This window comes from Maribacter sp. 6B07, assembly GCF_002700155.1.
Lineage (GTDB): Bacteria > Bacteroidota > Bacteroidia > Flavobacteriales > Flavobacteriaceae > Maribacter > Maribacter dokdonensis.
Genome location: NZ_PDUT01000001.1, coordinates 1,945,202 through 1,965,828, shown reverse-complemented (window position 1 = coordinate 1,965,828; position 20,627 = coordinate 1,945,202). Strand labels below are relative to the sequence as shown.

The following is a 20,627-nucleotide window of genomic DNA, read 5'->3' as shown; positions in this document are numbered from 1 at the left end:
AACATTTAGATAACATTATCAAAATAAATGTTTAACATGGATCTAACCCGAACATTACAACCCATCTCTTTCTTTGCCGTGCAATTAAATTTTATGTGCTTAGAACACAATTGCCAACCTAATTAAATTAATAAATTTAAAAAGAAACGATGAAAAAAATTATTTGGTCACTTGCTACAGTTACCGCTATTATTGCTGCAGCATCTTGTGAAAAAGAAACTGTTGTAGAAGTTGAAAAAGAAGTAATTGTGGTTGATACGGTTACAACTGAAACTGAAGTAGAAACTTCCATTACCGTAACTGATGACATTACAACCGATGTTACATGGACAGCCGACAAAATAGTGAACTTAGATGGTAGAGTTTTCGTTACCGAAGGGGCTACCCTTACTATTGAGGCGGGTACAATTATAAAAGCTAATGCTGGTTCTGGTGCTAACGCTTCTGTACTAGTAGTTACAAGAGGTAGTAAAATTGAAGCTGTAGGTACTGCTACTCAACCTATTGTATTCACTTCTGCTGCTGACAATATAGAAATTGGTGAAACTGCCGGAACAAACCTTGACCAAAATGATCGCGGTCTTTGGGGTGGTTTAATCGTGTTAGGTAATGCACCTGCATCTTTTGATGGTGATGCCGAATCTGCACAAATTGAAGGAATTCCTACTGATACTGATGGTGACAAGGGATTATATGGTGGTAGTGATGCTGCAGATGATTCTGGTACATTACAGTACATTTCAATTCGTCACGGTGGTGCTTTAATAGGTGAAGGAAATGAAATCAACGGACTTACTTTAGGTGCTGTAGGTACAGGAACGACTGTAGATAACATCGAAGTTGTTGGTAATGTTGATGATGGCGTAGAATTCTTCGGTGGTACAGTAAACGCAACCAACCTATTCGTATGGGCACAAGGTGATGATGGTCTTGATATTGACCAAGCTTACTCCGGTACTATTGACAATGCAGTAGTTGTACAAGGTGGTATTTCTGACCATGCATTAGAAATTGATGGTCCAGAAGGCTCTTTACAAGGTGCATACACATTAACAAATGCCACTTTGATAGGACTTGACGATAATGTTGCTGGAGGTGAAATCGCTGATTTCAGATCAAATGCACAAGGTACTAACAACAATATCTTAGTAACTGGTTTTACAGGTATAGGTACCGATTTAGTACTTTCCGATGTTGAATTGGATAACGAAGGTGTTGCTGCAAACTATACTGCCGGTACATTAGTATTGACAAACTGGGAAATAGTTTTACCAACAGGTGTTACCAGCTCTTCTGAAGTATTTAACGATACTACTGACAGCACTACTTTTGAAGCTGATGCCGCTACTTTTTCATCTGCTGTTACAGAAGGAACTGTTGGTGCTGAAACATCGGCATTTTCTTGGACTTATGCTAACTCTAAAGCTAGCTTAGGTTTCTAAACCAAACATTAATAATAGTTACACATAATAATTGCTCGCCTTAAGGATATCTGTAGGCGAGCAATTTATTTCTTTTTAACATTTTCAATTCATTACTTATGAAACTCAAGTTATTATTAATTTTACTGACCATCTTTTCCGCACAAATTATATCTGCACAAGAAGGTATAATATCAGGAACTGTGAATGACGGTGAATTTAATGACGTCTTACCTTTTGCCAATATTCTTATTAAAGGAACAACAAAAGGAACTACATCAGATTTTGATGGAAAATATGTTCTAGATGTAGAGCCAGGCACCTATACCGTTACTTTTTCTTATCTAGGTTACGAAACCAAGGAGGTAGCAGAGGTTATAGTTAAACCCGGTGCCGAACAAATTATAGATATTACATTGAATCCACTTGCAAACGCATTGGATGAGGTTGTTGTTACTACAACCGTTAGTAAGAATACAGAAGCTTCCGTTTTAAATCTACAAAAGAATTCGGTAGCACTTTTAGATGGCTTATCCATTCAAAGTATTAAAAAATCTGGTGCAGGTGATATTGCCAGTGCCATAAAAGCAGTACCTGGCGTTTCTGTTCAAGGAGGTAAATTTGTTTACGTACGTGGATTGGGCGACCGTTACACCAAATCTATTTTGAACGGTGTTGATGTTCCTGGTCTTGATCCAGATAGAAACACATTGCAATTAGATATCTTCCCAACTAATATTCTTGATAATATTATTGTTGTTAAATCGGCAACTGCTGACCAACCTGCAGATTTCACAGGTGGTGTAGTTGATATCGTCACTAAAGATTTTCCATCTAGAGCAGAGTATAGTTTTTCTGCAGGCTTGGGCTATAACTCTAGCATGCATTTTAAAAACAACTATTTAAAATATGATGGTAGCCCAACAGATGCATTAGGTTTTGATAATGGTCAAAGAGATTTGGCAATACCACAACATATCGAAACCCCTTTACCTGTTACAGACGGTAATAGATCAGCTGCATTGACAAGATTATTGGAGCCTAACCTAAAGGCACTTGAAGAACAGAGCGGCATGGACTTCAACTTAGGCTTTACTGCTGGCAATCAATACAACCTTAATGAAGATGGTAGTAAAAAATTAGGCTATTTAGCTTCACTAACCTATAAAAACAATACCGAATTTTACGAGGACATTGTTAGTGGACAGGTTTTTAGAAAACAAGATCAAGATAAATCTGTACTTGAATTGACCGATGATAGAACACAGTCAGGAAACTTAGGTGTTAATAATGTACTAATCAGTGGTCTTGCAGGAATTTCATTAAAAAGCCTACAATCTAAATACAAATTAAACGTACTTCATATTCAAAATGGAGAATCTAGCGCTTCTTACCTTAGGCAAGATAACTTTAATGTTAACTCTAATACCATTTTCAAAGATGTATTAACTTATACTCAACGATCTATCACCAATATTTTATTAAATGGTGAGCACACAAATGAAGACGGTTCTTGGAAAGTATCTTGGAAGGTATCACCAACTTTTTCAAAAATTTACGATAAGGATCTTAGGACTACACCTTTTAGATTTGATCCTGAAACGGGTAGTTATACCATTTCACCAAGTGAATCTGGAGACCCAAGTAGAATTTGGAGAGATCTAGAAGAATACAATGTTGCCAGTAAGTTAGACTTAACCCGAAAGCATCAATTATTTGGTAGAGATGCAAAGCTTAAATTTGGTGGTGCATATACTATTAAAGAAAGAGATTTTGTAGTTAACCAATTTTCCACTCCAATTCAATCGCAATCAGGTAATTACAGCCTTAACTTTGGAGGTAATGCAGATTTAGTTTTAGCTCCTGAGAATATTTATAACCCTGAAACAAGAGAAGGAACATATGTTAGACGTGATTCTAACATTTCCGACTCTTTCAACTCACAGATTACAGTTGGGGCAGGGTATGTTGGTGACGAATTTAAATTTTCCGACCGTTTCAACGCTATTGTCGGTGTAAGGTTTGAAAAATTCGACCTTAATTACACAGGTGAAAATCAAGATGGTGAAGTTTTTGATAATGTAAATATTCTAGACAAAGCTGACTTTTTTCCTTCTGCTAATTTCATATACGAATTAAACGAAGAGGCAAATAAGAAAATTAGAGCATCTTTCTCTAGTACTACAGCAAGACCTTCCTTTAAAGAAGCTTCAAATGCCCAAATCTTTGACCCGGTTTCAAGTACATTCTTTATCGGTAATATTGATATTCAACCAACTTATATCAATAACTATGATATTAGATTTGAAGCTTACGGTGAAGGAACAAACTTTTTTGCCATTAGTGGTTTTGCCAAAACTTTTGACGACCCTATTGAACTAACTTTTATCAGGGAGGCAAGAGGTCAATTTATTCCCTTAAACTTAGGTGATGCAAAAGTATTTGGTGCCGAAGTTGAGTTCAGAAGAAATATGGGCTTTATACCGGGATGGGAAGATTTTTCTTTTAATGCTAACATTTCGGTTATTGAATCACAACAATCGTATAGCGAAGATGAAGAGGCAGCAAGACGTGACAACCTTAGAACTGGCGAAACACTGGATGATTATAGACAATTACAAGGACAATCTCCCCTTTTATTAAATGTAGGCTTCAGCTATGACAATAACGACAATGGCTGGCAAGGTGGTCTTGTCTATAATGTTCAAGGTAAAACATTAGAAATTGTTGGTAACGGTGATATCCCAGATGTGTACACATTACCATTTCACAATTTAAAATTTAATTTAAGCAAAGAATTTGGCAAGGACAACAGCAGCAAAATATCATTGAAGTTCGAAAATATTTTAAATGATAAATTTGAAAGTGTTTATCAGTCATTTGGCGCCCAAGATCAAATATTTTCTTCAAGATATCCAGGACAGGCTATTTCATTAGGATATAGCTACCAGTTCTAAAATCTTAAAAACACAATGATTAAAAGCTCGCAATTTGCGGGCTTTTTTCATTATTAAAATCGATAACCATTTGATAACATTTTACCCACAGTAGATGTATAATTATATTTTAATTTTAATCAGAGTCTTAATATTTAAATGATGAAAAAAATTACCTTTTTTTTAGCTAGCTTTATTACAATCTTTTTAGTGTCTTGCTCAAAAGAAGAAAATGTAGACGAGTCAACATCTGATGAAATATTAACACCAATATCTAATGATGATGCATTTCTAATTCCTTTAGGAACTCAGATCTTAAAAGATTCCTTAGAAATTACATTGAAATTAAGAGACTTTGATTTGGAAATCAATTTTGAAGAAATTCACTTAATATCTTTGTTTTTTGAAGATCCCAATTTAAATGAAATGAAACCTTTAGCTTATATAGATTTAGATAAAGACTATCGCATATCCTACGAAGGAGGAAACGACCTTGAAGAATTAGACTATACCATATATATTGAAAGTGCTGATGGAACCAGTGATTTTGGTTCAAGTTTTGAACTTAAAAACCTAACGGTTATTGGTTTAAATATTTACAAAATTAGAGATATCCCTACAGGAACTTTAGATTATAGGGATTACAATGAGCTGGTAGATTATTTTAATCTTCAAGATTAATTAAAAATATTCTTACAATCCAGGACTACACGCCAGTTATAAGCCCAATAAAACAGGTAGCTCAAGTCATAAATAGTGTATTTCATCGATTATTTTGCATTTCATCGATCTTTTCACAATATCTCCTCCTACAAAAATACAAGAGCGTGTTAAATTCCTATATTTGTGGCATAGCATTTGTAACCAGCTATATATGAAGCACCTTTACCTAATCCTCTTCTTTTTTATTATTTCTTTCAGCTATGGGCAAAGTACCCAAAGCAATGGGGATATAGGTGGTTTTACCATGTACCCCAACCCGGTTACCACAGGTAAAGTTTACATTTCTACCAATCTCAACGCTCCAAAAGAAATTTTCATATATGACGTTTTTGGAACCTTGTTATTAAAAACGACCATCCTAGGCAAGGAGTTAAATTTATCTGATTTAGATGCGGGCGTTTATGTATTACGTGTTCTTGAAAAGGACAAAATGTGTACACGTAAGTTGATCGTAAAGTAAACTTAGCCGCTACTATCCACAACTTTTCTAACAAATCACCATCGGTTAAATACACATATTTACGATGAAATGCAAAGGCTATTTCATTGACCTACATAAAATTAGCTTTCACAACATTTTCAGTGTACCAGTTACACTTCTATCTACATTTGTAGTGTTGACCCCAAATCAATACAAAATGAAGAAAATCTACTTAATGCTATTTATGGTAGTCTCCGTTGGTTTATATGCCCAAGACACCATAGACATCAACAACTTGGACAATGATGAAATTACCGGATTCAAATTATACCCAAATCCGGCAATTGCAGATGTTGTTTATGTTACTACGCAACAGAACTCTTTAAAGGAAATTAGAGTATATGATGTTTTTGGCGAATTAGTATTGACCGATAAACTATCTGCCAAAGCATTGAATATTTCAAAACTTTCACCAGGCGTATATGTTGTTCAAGTGACCGAAAACAACAAATCTATTACCCGTAAACTCGTGGTGAAATAAAAGCTTACTTAATTACGGTACAAATACATAAAAATAATTTGGTTCAGTACCTTTGTCCCCTTAGGCAAGAACCATGGAACACAATGCTATTTTTGACATACGCACGGCAGCTGATTTTTTACATCATGCATTGCGTATTTTTAAGTTTCAACACACGCACAACCCAGTGTACAAAGCTTTTTGCTCCTATTTAAATACAGACCCCAATGCTGTTCAAACTTTAGAACAGATTCCGTTTTTGCCCATTGAGTTTTTCAAATCTAAAAGTGTTCTCAGCTCAACTGATGCTGCAGAAATAACCTTTACCAGTAGTGGTACTACAGGAAGTGAAACAAGTAAACATCATGTTACCGATCTTAGTCTATATGAAGAAAGCTATTTAAAGGCATTCAATCATTTTTATGGTGATATTGAAGATTATTGTGTACTTGCCCTTTTACCTTCTTATTTGGAACGTACTGGATCTTCACTGATCTATATGGCAGATGATTTGATCAAAAAATCAAAGCACCCAAAAAGTGGCTTTTTTCTAAATGAATATGAACAGCTTTATAAGCTACTAGTAGAACTACAAAAAACAGATACCAAAATATTGATCATAGGGGTATCTTTTGCTTTACTGGAGTTTACAGAGCAGTATCAATTAGACTTAAAGAATGCAGTAGTAATGGAAACCGGAGGCATGAAAGGTCGCCGAAAAGAAATTGTGAGACAAGAATTACATGAACTACTTTCTAAAGGTTTTGGTGTACCACACATACATTCTGAATATGGAATGACAGAACTACTTTCTCAAGCCTACTCTAAAGGTAACGGTGTTTTTGATTGCCCTTCTTGGATGAAAATTTTGGTAAGGGACACTGAAGACCCGCTTACGTATTTAAAGAACGGTAAATCTGGCGGAATCAATGTCATTGACCTTGCCAATATCAATTCTTGCTCGTTCATTGCCACACAAGACCTTGGAAAAATCAATCATGATGGTACTTTTGAAATAATCGGTAGGTTTGATAATAGTGATGTACGTGGCTGTAACCTTATGGTGCTTTAATTGTTCAAATAATTTTTAATTATACGTTTTATAAAACCCAAACGTTGTGTATTAACATATTTACGGTAAATAAATGTTAATGCGCCTTTATACTTATCTCTTCATACATCTAATATTCAGCATTACTATTAATGCACAAAAAGTAAAAAAAACACCTCTTCCAAATTGGGTAACCCCAATTATATACCAAGAAGAAAAAGAACCTAATAATGAGGGTGCTTACAAATATCTGGTTTTAGATTATCAGGATAATCTAGTTCAAAAAGAGCAATTTATACATTATGCGGTTAAAATTTTAAACAATGAAGGCATTCAAGAAATGTCTGACATAAATGCTGTTTTTGACCCTGCATATCAAACTATAGCTTTTCACAAAATACAAGTTATTCGTAATGGTGAAAAAATAGATAAGCTACAAAACGCAACTATTAATACTTTCCAAAGAGAGACCAATTTAGAGCGCTCATTATATGATGGTTCCTTAACTGCGGTAATTAATCTATCGGACATAAGAGTTGGTGATATCGTTGAATATGCTTACACCTTAAAAGGTTACAACCCTATAAACAAAGGAAATTACGCTAATTTAGTTTACGAGGAATACACTATACCCGTCAATAAAATATACAGTAAGGTCTTAACAGATAAAAACAACCCAATATTTTATAAATTATTAAATGGGGCCAATGAGCCTAAAATTGAAAATACCAGTTTTGGGACAGAATATTCCTGGGAAAACAATAGCAATGAATTTGTAATTTACGATAGCAATACCCCGTATTGGTATAACGTGCAAAAAAGAATTTCCATTTCAACTTTTAATAGCTGGAAAGATGTTTCTGAATTGCTAACACCGCATTACCAAATACCAAGGACGCCATTAAAACTGCCTATTACAATTGACAAAAACTTAGATTCTAAACAAGATGTCATTGTAAAGCTAATCAGGTTTGTACAAGATGATATTAGATATTTAGGTTTTGAGGCCGGTGTAGGTGCATTTAAACCGCACAAACCATATGATGTATTGAACCGCAGGTACGGTGATTGTAAAGACAAATCAATGCTATTATCTACATTACTGCAACAACAAGGAGTGGACGCTTATCCAATCTTAGTTGACAGCGGATCAAATGATCATTTAAATGAATATGCTCCTAACCACTTTATTTTTGATCATTGTATCGTCTATTTTGAACACAATGACAAAGAGTATTTTGTAGACCCTACAATAGCCAACCAAGGCGGAGACCTTTATCGACTTTCCACGCCAAATTATAAATTTGGATTGGTATTAAAAGAAGGTAGTAACCAACTTAAAGAAATACCTAATTCTACGAAACCAAACATCCATATAGTAGAAGATATTACATTGGATTCTATAGGCGGCAATGCAAAATTTGATGTTAAAACTGAATATTTTGGTAGTAAAGCCGACGAGATAAGATCGTACTTTAAAAATAATACCGAACAAAACATCAATAAAGAATACTTAAGTTTTTATAGTAACCTTTACCCTAATATAAGTTCTAGCGGCAAGGTGAGCCTATTAGACGAAACAAGACCTTATGAAAATATAGTTACAACAAATGAGCATTATTCCATTGAAAAATTATGGAACACAATTGAGGGAGAAGAAACCATTTATTTCGACACCAATTCTTTGGTGTTAGATGGTTTAGTTAGTTACAACAATTCATTAAAGAGAAATATGCCCTACAATGCCGGCATACCATTTAGCTTTACCCAAGTAACCCGTATTTTAATGCCAGAACCTTGGTACATAGATTTAAAAGACATTGTAATAGATAATGATTTTTATAGCTTTAAGAAAAGTATTAATGTTAACGGTAATATGGTCACTATAGATTATAGTTATGAACTAAAAACAGATATAGTACCCGCAAAAGAAACCGAGACATTTTTGAACGGCCTTGACAAGGTAAGAGAAGATATTGGCACTCAATTAACCTATACCTATAACACCGCCACATCTGGCATTAGCTGGCTTTCAGTTTTTATAGCAATTTCGGCTATTGCCATAAGCATTTTTTTTGCATTCAAAATTTTCAAAAATTTCAACCCAAATAATGAAATTGCAGCTTTACCTGCACAACCATTTGGCGGGTGGTTAATTTTGCCCATTATCGGTATAGTTCTTACTCCAATTCTCATCTTAGCTCAAATATTTGACACCGGATATTTTAACAATAGTATTTGGGAAGGCTTTGAATATGCTGGTTATGACAATGTAGGCTTTTTAAAGTTGTATTTAGGTATGGAACTTTTTTACAACTTTACATTTTTAGTATTCGTAATCCTTACTATAATTCTGCTATTTAAAAAACGAACCTGTACACCAATTATGATGAGGATTTTCTACGGTTGCAACCTAGTTATCATTTTATTGGAAAGTTTTTTATTGAATCAATTTGGTATACCGGACCCAACTGTTGGTTCTGATATTTTTAGGACTGCATTATCTGCCGCTATTTGGATACCATATTTTCTATATTCTGATCGGGTTAAACATACTTTTGTTACAACTTACAACAAAAGCAAATCCATAACAGCAGAATCATTCATTAAAAATACTGTGCAATAACAATTATTTGACCAGTTGATAATCTAACCCAGGACCATCACAGGCCATCCATAAACTAGAAATTTCAGTTGAACTTCTGTAGATCAGTATTTCTTTATTATCGCCCGTACAGTTACCGGCTAACTCTTTCCCTGTTTCAAAAGTGAGTTCTAAATAATGATTTGGATCGTCATCGTATTCTAAAACCTCAATACTTCCGGTTGCCTCCATTACTTCTTCTTCCACAGTTCTAGATTTTACAAAAGTACCTTCTGGAGAGAAAATATAATATTCTTGCCACTCCATATCCTCGCCCTTAGTTTCAGAATTTTGGAAACTTCCGGACATTTGTGTCAACACCCATTTTTGTTCTGAAAACACAAATTGTGTAGATGCTAAACCATAATCATCATTACTGGCACAAGAAGCCAATGTAACTATTAACAAAATATAAATTGCATAATTTCTCATAGCACCAAGACTTGTAAGTAATTACAAGATACCCTAGTGTCCATAACGTTGCGTTAAGGCAATCTTAAATTATTAAAGACCTAAAATTTTGGCGTCTACAAAGAACGTAGAGTTCACCTCCAATTCATGATCGGTACTCATTAATTCATCGGTTACAGTATTTAACCTTAGACTGAATTGATCTTTCTTGATATACTCTTTTAAATCAGCATCAGAGGTATCTAATGTTATTACATTGCCTGCATCTTCAGGCACTTCTTCTAAGTAAGCTATTCTAATTTCTTCTAGGTCATCTGCCGAAATATAAACCTCTATAGCGTTTAAAAAACTAAAATCTGCAGTATCAGGAGAAATGACTACCAATTCTAACTCGGTGAGCTTAATTTCCTCTATGAGATCTTTTCTAGTATCGTTTACTTCAAAAGTAGATTCTGAGTTCGTTTCCATTTCTGGCGTAAAAACATCAAAAGGTAAATCTATGCCCGCAGAAGATGGTATGGTAGCACGTTGACTATATTCCATATCAAACTTTGTAAGTTCATCTAATTTGTCACATGAAGAAAAAATGGCAAATAAACAGATAATGGAAATATACTTCTTGATCATAATTCAGGGGTTTATGCTTATTAACGAAGTATCCCCTTAATTATTTTAATAACTAAGGGGATACTTAAAGAATTATTCCATGCCAAAAAACGTTTTCATTTTAGTCATTGAAAACCAGTACAAAATAATTTTTCTTTCCTCTTTGTAAAAGCACAAATTTATTATTGATCAAATCATCTTCAGTAATTAAAAAGTCTTCTTTAACCTTCTCTTTGTTTACCGAAATAGAATTTTGTTTCAATTCTCTTCTTGCTTCACCATTTGACCCCAGGAAGTTTGTTTTAGCAGCCAATGCACCTATCATATCCAATCCGTCTGCCAACTCAGATTTAGAAAGTTCCGCTTGCGGTACACCTTCGAATATATCCAAGAACGTTTTTTCGTTCAGCCCCTTTAAATCCGATGCCGTAGATTTACCGAACAGAATTTGACTGGCCCTTACCGCATTATCAAGATCATCTTGGGAGTGTACCATTACGGTAATTTCATCTGCCAATCTCTTTTGAAGCAATCTTAAATGTGGTGCTTCTTTATGCTGCTCAATTAATTCCTCTATTTCTTGTTGATCTAAGAAAGTAAATATTTTAATGTACTTATCCGCATCCTCATCTGAGGTATTCAACCAATATTGGTAAAATTTATAAGGTGATGTTCTTTCCGCATCTAACCATACATTACCACCTTCTGTCTTACCGAATTTAGTACCGTCTGCCTTTGTAATCAACGGACAGGTTAAAGCATACCCCTTACCACCGGCAATTCTTCTAATTAATTCTGTACCCGTGGTTATATTGCCCCACTGATCACTACCGCCCATTTGAAGGCTGCAGTTATGCTCTTTATACAAGTGAAGAAAATCATACCCTTGTACCAATTGATAAGTAAATTCCGTAAAGGACATGCCTTCTTTTGATTCTGCTGAAAGACGTTTCTTTACAGAGTCTTTAGACATCATATAATTTACGGTAATATGCTTACCGACATCTCTAATGAATTCCAAGAACGAGAAGTTCTTCATCCAATCATAGTTATTGACCAATACCGCAGCGTTTTCTTCGTCTCCTGAAAAATCCAAGAAACGAGATAATTGCTCTTTTAATGCCTCTTGATTATGACGTAGCGTTTTCTCATCAAGCAAATTACGTTCTGCAGATTTACCAGATGGATCACCGATCATACCCGTAGCGCCACCGATCAACGCATAAGGTTTATGCCCTGCCAATTGAAAATGACGTAACATCATTACGCCCACCAAATGACCTATATGTAAAGAATCTGCCGTAGGGTCAATACCCACATAAGCAGACTGCATATCTTCCAATAAATGTTCTTCTGTTCCTGGCATTGCATCATGCAACATACCGCGCCACTGTAATTCTTTGACAAAATTTGTCATTTCTTGCTTAATTTTAATTGAACTGCAAATATAAATGGAATTCTTGCCAGTACCCAGAAGTTTAAAGCATGAATTTATCCACCTGTATTTCCTAAATTTGAATTATGGTATTAGTCACAGGAGGCACAGGTTTGGTGGGGTCGCATTTGCTACTGAAATTGACAAGGGAAAATATTGCGGTCAGGGCTTTATATAGATCTGCGGACAAACTTTCTCAAGTAAAAAAAATCTTTAGTTATTACACGGATGACTCCCTTTCCCTTTTCAACCAAATTGAATGGATCCAGGGCAATATTTTAGATATCCCCTCTTTAGAAAATGCAATTGTAAAAATCACCCAAGTATATCATTGTGCCGCATTCATTTCTTTTGACCCTTCCGATTTCAAAAAATTGGAACGAGTTAATAGAGAAGGTACCGCCAATATTGTAAACATTTGTATTGCTGCGGGTATCAACAAGCTATGCCACGTAAGCACCATAGGCACTATTGGAAGAACACTCAATGGAGAAACTGCAACCGAAGAAACCGATTGGACCCGACAAAACGCCAACCCTTATGCCATTACAAAATACCTTGCAGAAATGGAAGTATGGCGCGGCGCCCAAGAAAATTTAAATGTGGTCATTGTAAACCCCGGCGTAATTCTTGGTCCGGGATTTTGGGATTCCGGCAGCGGTTCTTTTTTCAAAACAGCATCTAAAGGCTATAACTACTACCCTCCTGGAGGATCTGGTTTTATTAGCGTTACAGATGTTGTAACGATAATGACGACTTTAATGAATTCTAATATTCATAGTGAGCGTTATATTCTAGTGGCCGAAAATCTTTCTTATAAAGACGTACTGCATAAAATTGCTTTGACCATGGGAAAAAGACCTCCCACAAAACCACTTAAGTTTTGGCAATTGAATATTGGAAGAATACTGGATAAATTAAAAACAATATTTACCGGTAGCAACAGAACCATTACTAAAAATACCATTTACGGTTTAAAACACCCTAGTATTTTCAACAACTCAAAAATTAAACAGGTCATAAAAACCGATTTTGAGAGCTTGGACGAGCAGATTACTTTTTCATCAAAGCTATTTATTGCTGAACACTCTTGATCAACGTTGAGTCTTTCTCTTTAAGGTCAATATTTTTTTTAACCTTCTCTGCTTTGTTAATACTGTCACGTACTTTTTTTTCTGCTTCCAATTTTAATCGTTGCTCTTCCAATTCTTTTTCCACTTGTTTGTACATAGTTTCATAAACCAGTGGTTTAGATGCGTAATACCTGTCGCTATTTACAAATTGTGCACTATCGATCTCATACTTTTTAAAGATATAAGACGTTGGATCTACACCGTTTTCCCTAAGCTTACTAAGATTTGTAGCTTTACCGGCATTAACAATGGCCATATCTTTAATTATGGTGACCATTTTATCTTCTGGTATTAAATTATCCGGTTTTTCAATAAGTTCCTCCGCGCAAGAAGAAAATAACACCACCGCCAGCGTTAGAAATAGAAACTGTTTCATGATCTGTTGAATGTAAGTCTTTTTGCATTTCGTTTTTCAGAAAACACACCATTGCTATATCCCAAATGACCGTTGATAAAAGTATGTACCACTTTAGATGAGAACGTAGTATCCTCAAAAGGAGACCATTTACATTTATAAGCGATATTTTCTTTACTTACCGTCCAAGGGCTATTTAAATTAGCTACTACCAAATCTGCATAATAGCCTTCACGAATGTACCCTCGTTTTTCTATCTGAAACAATATTGCAGGATTATGGCACATTTTCTGTACCATTTTTTCTAAGGTAATGGTACCGTCCTTGACCTTTTCAAGCATTGCGTTCAAGGCATGTTGTACCAATGGTCCGCCAGAAGGTGCCTTAGTATAAACATTGTTTTTTTCCTCTAATAAATGAGGTGCGTGATCTGTTGCAATTACATCTATTCTATCATCTAACAAGGCATTCCAGAGCATATCACGATCCTTAGCAGTTTTAACCGCCGGATTCCACTTGATCAGTGTTTCTTTATTTGCATAATCAGCATCTGAGAACCAAAGATGATGTATACATACTTCTGCCGTAATTTTCTTTTGCTCTAACGGAATATCGTTACGAAACAGATCTGTTTCCTTTCCGGTAGACAAATGAAACACATGCAACCTTGCCCCTGTTTTTTTAGCTAATGCAATTGCTCTTGATGAAGACAAATAACATGCTTCTTCACTTCGTATAATAGGGTGCATCTCTACCGGAATATCATCACCGTACTCCGCTTTGTACTTCGCAAGATTTTCACGTATGGTCGTTTCATCTTCACAATGTGCAGAAATGACCATCTCTGTATTACTGAATATGTTTTCAATGACTTTTTCATCATCTACCAACATATTGCCCGTTGAAGAACCTAAGAACAACTTTATTCCCGAACAGGCATTTTTATCAAGTCTTTTTAATTCCTCTAAATTATCATTGGTTCCCCCAAATAGAAAAGAATAATTTGCAAACGCAGAGTTTGATGCAGTTGCGAACTTTTCTTCCAATTTCTCTATGGTAGTTGTTTGCGGCGTAGTATTGGGTTGCTCCATAAACGTAGTTATACCACCAGCAAGTGCCGCTCTACTTTCTGTTGCTATAGTTCCTTTATGGGTAAGGCCCGGTTCTCTAAAATGTACCTGATCATCTATGACCCCAGGTAAAATATGCATACCGGCAACATCTATAACCTCTGCAGCCGCATCAGAAATATCATCGGCTATTTTTGAAATTACATCATCAACTATTAGAATATCTTTTTCCTGTACTATTCCCTCATTAACAATTGTACCGTTCTTCAATACTATTTTACCCATATTTAAAACTTATTTTTCAGAAATAAACTTCTCATTTTCATTATAAACACTCCCCAAATCGCTTCACTAATGATTGACGAGCTCATTTTTGATTTTCCCAATACCCGATCTCTAAAAATAATGGAAACTTCTTCTATCTTAAAATGTTTTAAGTACGCCCTAAATTTCATTTCTATTTGAAATGCGTAGCCTACAAAACGAACCGAGTCTAGGTTGATAGCTTCTAACACCTCTCTCCTATAACAAACAAAACCCGCTGTTGGATCATCTACCCGCATACCGGTGACCAACTTTACATAAATTGATGCACCATAGGATAACAATACCCTATACAAAGGCCAGTTCACCACATTTACCCCTTTTTTATAACGAGACCCCACTGCAAGATCCGCGCCGTTCTCACAAGCCTTTAAAAGCCTTAACAAGTCTGATGGAGTGTGCGAGAAATCCGCATCCATCTCAAAAATATAATCGTAGCCTTTTGCAATTGCCCATTTAAAACCGTGAATATAAGCCGTACCTAAACCAGATTTCTCCAATCTAGTTTCTAAAAAGAGTCTTCCTTTAAACTCTTCTTGCAGTCCACAAACGCAATCTCCTGTTTTATCTGGCGAATTATCATCTACTATAAGTACATGAAACTCTTTCTGCAACACAAATACAGCCCTAATTATAGCCTCTACATTTTCTATTTCATTATAAGTAGGTATGATTACTATACTACTGGACATAAGATAATTCTAGGTGTTTGGACAAAAGTAAGGTTTTAAAAGTCGTCTTAAAATGGCCTACAATATCTTTATGAAATATTTAAACTAGGTAGGTAGTCTTAAATTTGTAATTTTACCACTTAGTACTTTATGCAAATGTTGACTAAAATACCTAAGCAGTTTTACTTTTTTTTGGCTGCAATTTTCATTCTAAACCTTGTTCAATCTAGTTTTACGCAACTCATTTTTGATGAAGCTTACTACTGGTATTACAGCCAAAAAATGGCATGGGGCTATTTTGATCATCCACCCATGGTGGCCCTACTGGTAAAACTCAGCAGTTTCTTTTTTAATGGTGAGCTTGGCGTACGCTTTATGAGCTGCATTCTTTCTGCCGTCAATATTATTCTACTGTGGTTAATGATAGACAATCCAAAAAAGAACGATTACATTACCCACTATTTTGTTCTGGTTTTTTCCATGACACTGCTAAATGCCTACGGTTTTTTCACCCTACCAGATACGCCTCTCTTATTTTTTACAAGTTGTTTTTTGTTGACATATAAGCATTTCATCAAAAAAAACACTTGGGTACTGGCTATTTTAATGGGTGTTTTTATGGCCGCGTTAATGTACAGTAAGTATCATGCCGTTTTGGTAATTTTCTTTGTGCTATTATCAAACCTAAAACTTACTACCAACAAATATGCTTGGTTAGCGGTCATAGTTGCATTAGGTTGTTATGCTCCCCATTTTTACTGGCTTTATGAAAATGATTTTGTATCCATTAAATATCATTTATACGAACGCCCCAATGCGGCTTATAGTTTTGAAAAATACACTTTAGGTTTTCTCGTAAACTTGGTTGCTATCTTTGGTCTAACTTTTCCTTTTATCTATAAGGCACTTTTTAAAACCAAAGGCAACGATCTCTTTAATAAAGCTCTAATATATCTTACTTACGGAGTTTTGATTTTCTTTTTTATTTCTAGCTTCAATAGAAGAGTACAAACACAATGGATCATCATTGTCTGTATACCTCTTGTAGTTATTGCTTTTAACTACATGCTACAAAACAAACAAGCCTTAACTTGGATTTTTAGATTAGGACTCATCAATACCGTTTTAATACTTTATTTGAGAATGGGACTTGCCTACCAGCCCTTGCTCTTTAATTTCTATTATGAAAGCCACGGCAATAAAGAATGGGCAAAAGCCATTGAAGATGAGGTTGGTAACATACCGGTAGTGTTTGAAAATTCGTACAGAAACGCCCCCATGTATTCATTTTATACAAATGGCACACCTACGTTTTCCTTAAACAACTTTATGTACCGTAAAAACCAATATTCTATAAACGATACAGAAGAGCAAGTGCGCGGTAAAGATGTTGCCTATGTTTCTAAATATTTAAACAACCCTGCATTTACCTATTCAAGAGAAGATGGCGGACTCTACAAAGGTAAATACATATCTAACTTTCAATCATACCGCAAATTAGATTGTATTATTGAAGATGATGAGGTAAAATTGCATACGGATAAGGCTATAGACCTAAAAGTATATAATCCTTACAAAGAAGACATAGACCTTAAAAAACTGAAATTTGCCGTGACGTACATGGATAACTATAAACATCCATTAGAAACCTTACGAATATCCCCAGAAACTTTGCTTAATGACATTACAACTTTGAAAAAGCAAGATACTACGGTATTTAAATTTCAGCTACCAAAAACTAAAACAGAAAATATTGGCTACTTTAGGGTTGTGATTTCTGAAAATGACCTTTTATACGGTCTAAACGGAAAACCAATTCCCGTAAAATAATGGAACCCATTGCAAGAACATTTGGACAAACCGATTGGATTACCATAACCCTTATGGCTAGTCTTTTGTTCCCTATAATTGCAAAAAGCATCTATTATCCACGTTTTTTAAATTTTATAATACTACCGTTTAACAACAAGTACATTAGCATGTACACCAAGAAAGAAAAACTGTTTAATTGGTTTCATTTTCTAATGAGCGTGTTTCAAGTGATCAATTCTACACTTTTTATTTTTTTTATTTGGCGTTCTTATTTTAATCCTACCGAAGCAAAAAACCCATATATTTTTCCTTTACTACTTGCAGGGGTTTTCTTATTTATTGGTACAAAAACCATGGCTCAGCTTTTTAACGGATTCATTTTTAATTCATACAATACGTTTAACGAGCTGATATTTAAGAAATTAACTTACTTAAATTATTCTAGCATTATTCTGTTTATAGCCAACGTATTTTTAGCTTATGTTTTTATAGACTCAAAAATTATCATAATCATAGCTTTAATTTTATTTTTAGTTATCAATATAATTGGTTGGATAACAGTTCTGAACAACTATCAAAAATTTATAAGCACCTATTTTTTCTATTTTATTTTGTACCTTTGCGCACTCGAAATTGCACCCTTAGTTATTATGGGAAGCTTTCTAAAATAGTGCAGCATATGAAAGTAAAAACGATTTTGGTCTCTCAACCTGAGCCAAAAATGGAAAACTCCCCCTATTCCAAGCTTATCGACAAAGAGAAAGTAAAGGTTGATTTTAGACCGTTCATTCATGTAGAAGGAGTTGACGCAAAAACAGTTCGCCAGCAAAAGATAGATCTGAACGATTTTACTGCGATTATCTTAACCAGTAGAAATGCAGTAGATCATTTCTTTAGAATTGCGGATGAAATGCGCTTTAAAGTGCCAGATTCAATGAAATACTTCTGCCAATCTGAAGCGGTTGCCTATTACCTTCAAAAATACGTGGTCTATAGAAAACGTAAAATATACGTTGGAAAAAGATTATTTGCCGATTTGGTACCATTGATCAAGAAGTACAAAGATGAAAAATTCCTACTTCCTTCTTCTGATGTATTAAAGCCAGATGTGCCAGAAACATTAGAATCTTTAGGCATCAATTGGAAAAGAGCAATTTTTTACAAAACCGTTATAAGCGACTTGTCCGATCTAAGAAATGTTTATTATGACATTTTAGTTTTCTTTAGTCCGTCCGGTATTGAATCTTTACTACAGAACTTTCCAGATTTTGACCAGAAAAATACTAGAATAGCCGTATTTGGAAATTCTACGGTAGATGCTGCAACAGACGCAGGGTTAAGAATAGATATTAAAGCCCCTACGCCAGAAACACCATCTATGACTATGGCGTTACAGAAATATATTATGAGCGTTAACAAATAACGAACTACATACATAAAAAAAAGCCTTGCAATGCAAGGCTTTTTTTTATCTCCTAAAACGCGTACCGTTGTGGTCCGCCCCTTCTTATTTCTTCACTGGCATAACTTTCAAACTTTTTAAAGTTTTCCCTAAAAGCATTTGTCAACTTAAACGCAGTGGTGTAATATTTTTCATCATCGTTCCAAGTAGCTCTAGGACTCAAAACCGATGTTGGCACCCCAGGACACTCTCTTGGCTGTGCAACACCGAATACTGAATGTATATGGTATTTATCATAAGAATAAAGACCTAACTCTCCACTTAAGGCAGCTGAGATCATTGCTCTTGTATACTTTAATTTCATTCGAGTTCCCACTCCATAAGGACCACCTGTCCAACCCGTATTTACAAGCCATACATCTACACCAGACTCTTTCATTTTCTTACTTAGCATTTCTGCATACTTAGTTGGGTGCAAAGGCATAAACGGAGCTCCAAAACATGCAGAAAATGATGGTACCGGCTCTACAACACCAGCTTCTGTACCTGCCACCTTTGCCGTATAACCAGAAATAAAGTGGTATGCAGCTTGACTAGGAGTTAATTTAGATATTGGAGGTAGCACACCAAAAGCATCAGCAGTCAAAAAGAAAATATTCTTCACATTCTTACCAATTGATGGCTGCTGAATATTATCAATATGATGAATTGGATAACTCACCCTTGTATTTTGAGTAATTGAAGTATCTGAAAAATCAACATTACCCTTATCATCTAAAACCACATTTTCCAGAATTGCCCCTGGCTTAATGGCACCATAAATTTCTGGCTCTTGCTCTTCAGACAAGTTAATCACCTTGGCATAACAACCGCCTTCAAAATTAAAAACGGTATTTCTACTGGTCCAACCGTGTTCATCATCACCTATTAGTTTTCTATTGGGATCAGTTGACAAGGTTGTTTTACCCGTGCCTGATAGTCCAAAAAAGATTGCTGTATCACCATCCTCACCAACATTTGACGAGCAATGCATTGGCAATGTTTCTTTATATACCGGTAAAATAAAGTTCAATGCAGAGAAAATTCCTTTTTTAATCTCACCCGTATAACCCGTACCACCGATCAAAGCAATTTTATCGGTGAAATTTAAAATAGCAAAGTTATGTTGTCTTGTACCATCAACAGCAGGATCTGCCATAAAGCCAGGTGCATTGATTACCGTCCATTCCGGAGTAAAATCTTCCAATTCGGCTTCGGTTGGTCGTAAAAACATATTATACGCAAACATATTAGACCAAGGATACTCATTAATGACCCTTATATTCAGTTTATAATCTTCATCTGCACAAGCATAACTATCTCTAACAAAAAGTTCTTTTTCGTTTAAATAGTCTATTACCTTAGTATATAGTGCATCAAATTTTTCTTTTTCAAATGCAATGTTGATATTACCCCACCAGACCTTATCTTTTGTGATATCATCTTTAACTATAAATCTATCCAAAGGAGACCTACCTGTAAATTCACCGGTTTTGACCGCAAGTGTTCCGTTACTGGTTTCAACTCCCATGTCCATTTCCAGAGTTGCTTTTTGAAGCTGTTCAGGGGTTTCTTGATAATGAAAATTGGCGTGTGTAATCCCATAATTTTTCAGGGATATGGTATTCGCATTTGTCATTGAGCTTTTCATGC

General features: G+C 35.1%; 18 protein-coding genes. 11 read left to right on the top strand and 7 right to left on the bottom strand.

What is annotated here, in order from left to right:
- Nucleotides 1-149 precede the first annotated feature (149 nt).
- From CSC80_RS08350 to CSC80_RS08320, 7 genes are all read left to right on the top strand, one after another.
- Entirely contained in the window at nt 150-1,442 is a 1,293-nt protein-coding gene (locus tag CSC80_RS08350; protein WP_074670234.1) for a hypothetical protein, read from the top strand.
- A 98-nt stretch (nt 1,443-1,540) separates the two neighbouring features.
- Nucleotides 1,541-4,378, top strand: coding sequence for a TonB-dependent receptor (locus CSC80_RS08345; RefSeq protein ID WP_058104943.1), 2,838 nt, complete (start codon nt 1,541-1,543; stop codon nt 4,376-4,378).
- A 138-nt stretch (nt 4,379-4,516) separates the two neighbouring features.
- On the top strand, nt 4,517-5,038 hold the full coding sequence (locus tag CSC80_RS08340; RefSeq protein ID WP_074670237.1) for a hypothetical protein: 522 nt from the start codon (nt 4,517-4,519) through the stop codon (nt 5,036-5,038).
- Nucleotides 5,039-5,231: 193 nt separating this feature from the next.
- Nucleotides 5,232-5,540: a T9SS type A sorting domain-containing protein gene (locus tag CSC80_RS08335; RefSeq protein ID WP_074670238.1), complete on the top strand. Its 309-nt coding sequence runs from the start codon at nt 5,232-5,234 to the stop codon at nt 5,538-5,540.
- Nucleotides 5,541-5,718: 178 nt separating this feature from the next.
- Nucleotides 5,719-6,042 carry a T9SS type A sorting domain-containing protein gene (locus CSC80_RS08330; protein WP_099191462.1) on the top strand — a complete coding sequence of 108 codons (324 nt, stop codon included), beginning with the start codon at nt 5,719-5,721 and terminating at the stop codon, nt 6,040-6,042.
- A 73-nt stretch (nt 6,043-6,115) separates the two neighbouring features.
- A complete protein-coding gene (locus tag CSC80_RS08325) occupies nt 6,116-7,093 on the top strand; it encodes an acyl transferase (protein ID WP_099190985.1) in 978 nt (325 codons plus the stop codon).
- Between the two features lie 79 nt (nt 7,094-7,172).
- The gene (locus CSC80_RS08320; RefSeq protein WP_180268590.1) at nt 7,173-9,698 is read left to right on the top strand and encodes a DUF3857 domain-containing protein; all 2,526 of its coding nucleotides are present in this window, start codon (nt 7,173-7,175) and stop codon (nt 9,696-9,698) included.
- 3 nt (nt 9,699-9,701) lie between these two features.
- Here CSC80_RS08320 and CSC80_RS08315 read toward each other — a convergent pair whose 3' ends face one another.
- The 3 genes from CSC80_RS08315 to tyrS all read right to left on the bottom strand — a co-directional run bounded on the left by CSC80_RS08315 (nt 9,702) and on the right by tyrS (nt 12,150).
- Nucleotides 9,702-10,148 carry a hypothetical protein gene (locus CSC80_RS08315; protein ID WP_099190981.1) on the bottom strand — a complete coding sequence of 149 codons (447 nt, stop codon included), beginning with the start codon at nt 10,146-10,148 and terminating at the stop codon, nt 9,702-9,704.
- A 72-nt stretch (nt 10,149-10,220) separates the two neighbouring features.
- Nucleotides 10,221-10,754 (bottom strand): hypothetical protein, encoded by a 534-nt coding sequence (locus tag CSC80_RS08310; RefSeq protein ID WP_099190979.1) that lies wholly within the window; start codon nt 10,752-10,754, stop codon nt 10,221-10,223.
- A gap of 100 nt (nt 10,755-10,854) precedes the next feature.
- Entirely contained in the window at nt 10,855-12,150 is a 1,296-nt protein-coding gene (gene tyrS / locus CSC80_RS08305; RefSeq protein ID WP_099190977.1) for a tyrosine--tRNA ligase, read from the bottom strand.
- Between the two features lie 104 nt (nt 12,151-12,254).
- Here tyrS and CSC80_RS08300 point away from each other — a divergent pair, with 104 nt between their 5' ends.
- A complete protein-coding gene (locus CSC80_RS08300) occupies nt 12,255-13,262 on the top strand; it encodes an NAD-dependent epimerase/dehydratase family protein (RefSeq protein WP_099190975.1) in 1,008 nt (335 codons plus the stop codon).
- Here the strand turns inward: CSC80_RS08300 and CSC80_RS08295 are convergent.
- From CSC80_RS08295 to CSC80_RS08285, 3 genes are read right to left on the bottom strand one after another with little or no spacing between them, the layout of a single operon-like run.
- Complete coding sequence (locus tag CSC80_RS08295; protein WP_099190973.1) at nt 13,243-13,677, bottom strand: DUF4296 domain-containing protein; 435 nt, start codon at nt 13,675-13,677, stop codon at nt 13,243-13,245. The genes CSC80_RS08300 and CSC80_RS08295 overlap by 20 nt on opposite strands.
- Nucleotides 13,674-15,011: a dihydroorotase gene (locus tag CSC80_RS08290; RefSeq protein WP_099190971.1), complete on the bottom strand. Its 1,338-nt coding sequence runs from the start codon at nt 15,009-15,011 to the stop codon at nt 13,674-13,676. The genes CSC80_RS08295 and CSC80_RS08290 overlap by 4 nt, the downstream gene beginning before the upstream one ends.
- A 2-nt stretch (nt 15,012-15,013) precedes the next feature.
- A complete protein-coding gene (locus CSC80_RS08285) occupies nt 15,014-15,742 on the bottom strand; it encodes a polyprenol monophosphomannose synthase (protein ID WP_091608564.1) in 729 nt (242 codons plus the stop codon).
- A 171-nt stretch (nt 15,743-15,913) separates the two neighbouring features.
- On the opposite strand from CSC80_RS08285, the gene CSC80_RS08280 reads away from it, so the two are divergent.
- From CSC80_RS08280 to CSC80_RS08270, 3 genes are read left to right on the top strand one after another with little or no spacing between them, the layout of a single operon-like run.
- Complete coding sequence (locus tag CSC80_RS08280; RefSeq protein WP_236973346.1) at nt 15,914-17,551, top strand: glycosyltransferase family 39 protein; 1,638 nt, start codon at nt 15,914-15,916, stop codon at nt 17,549-17,551.
- Complete coding sequence (locus CSC80_RS08275; protein WP_099190969.1) at nt 17,551-18,204, top strand: DUF4271 domain-containing protein; 654 nt, start codon at nt 17,551-17,553, stop codon at nt 18,202-18,204. The genes CSC80_RS08280 and CSC80_RS08275 overlap by 1 nt, the downstream gene beginning before the upstream one ends.
- Before the next feature lie 8 nt (nt 18,205-18,212).
- Nucleotides 18,213-18,956: a uroporphyrinogen-III synthase gene (locus tag CSC80_RS08270; RefSeq protein WP_058104930.1), complete on the top strand. Its 744-nt coding sequence runs from the start codon at nt 18,213-18,215 to the stop codon at nt 18,954-18,956.
- A 52-nt stretch (nt 18,957-19,008) separates the two neighbouring features.
- Here the strand turns inward: CSC80_RS08270 and pckA are convergent, their stop codons facing one another.
- Complete coding sequence (gene pckA / locus CSC80_RS08265) at nt 19,009-20,625, bottom strand: phosphoenolpyruvate carboxykinase (ATP) (RefSeq protein ID WP_091608562.1); 1,617 nt, start codon at nt 20,623-20,625, stop codon at nt 19,009-19,011.
- Nucleotides 20,626-20,627 lie beyond the last annotated feature (2 nt).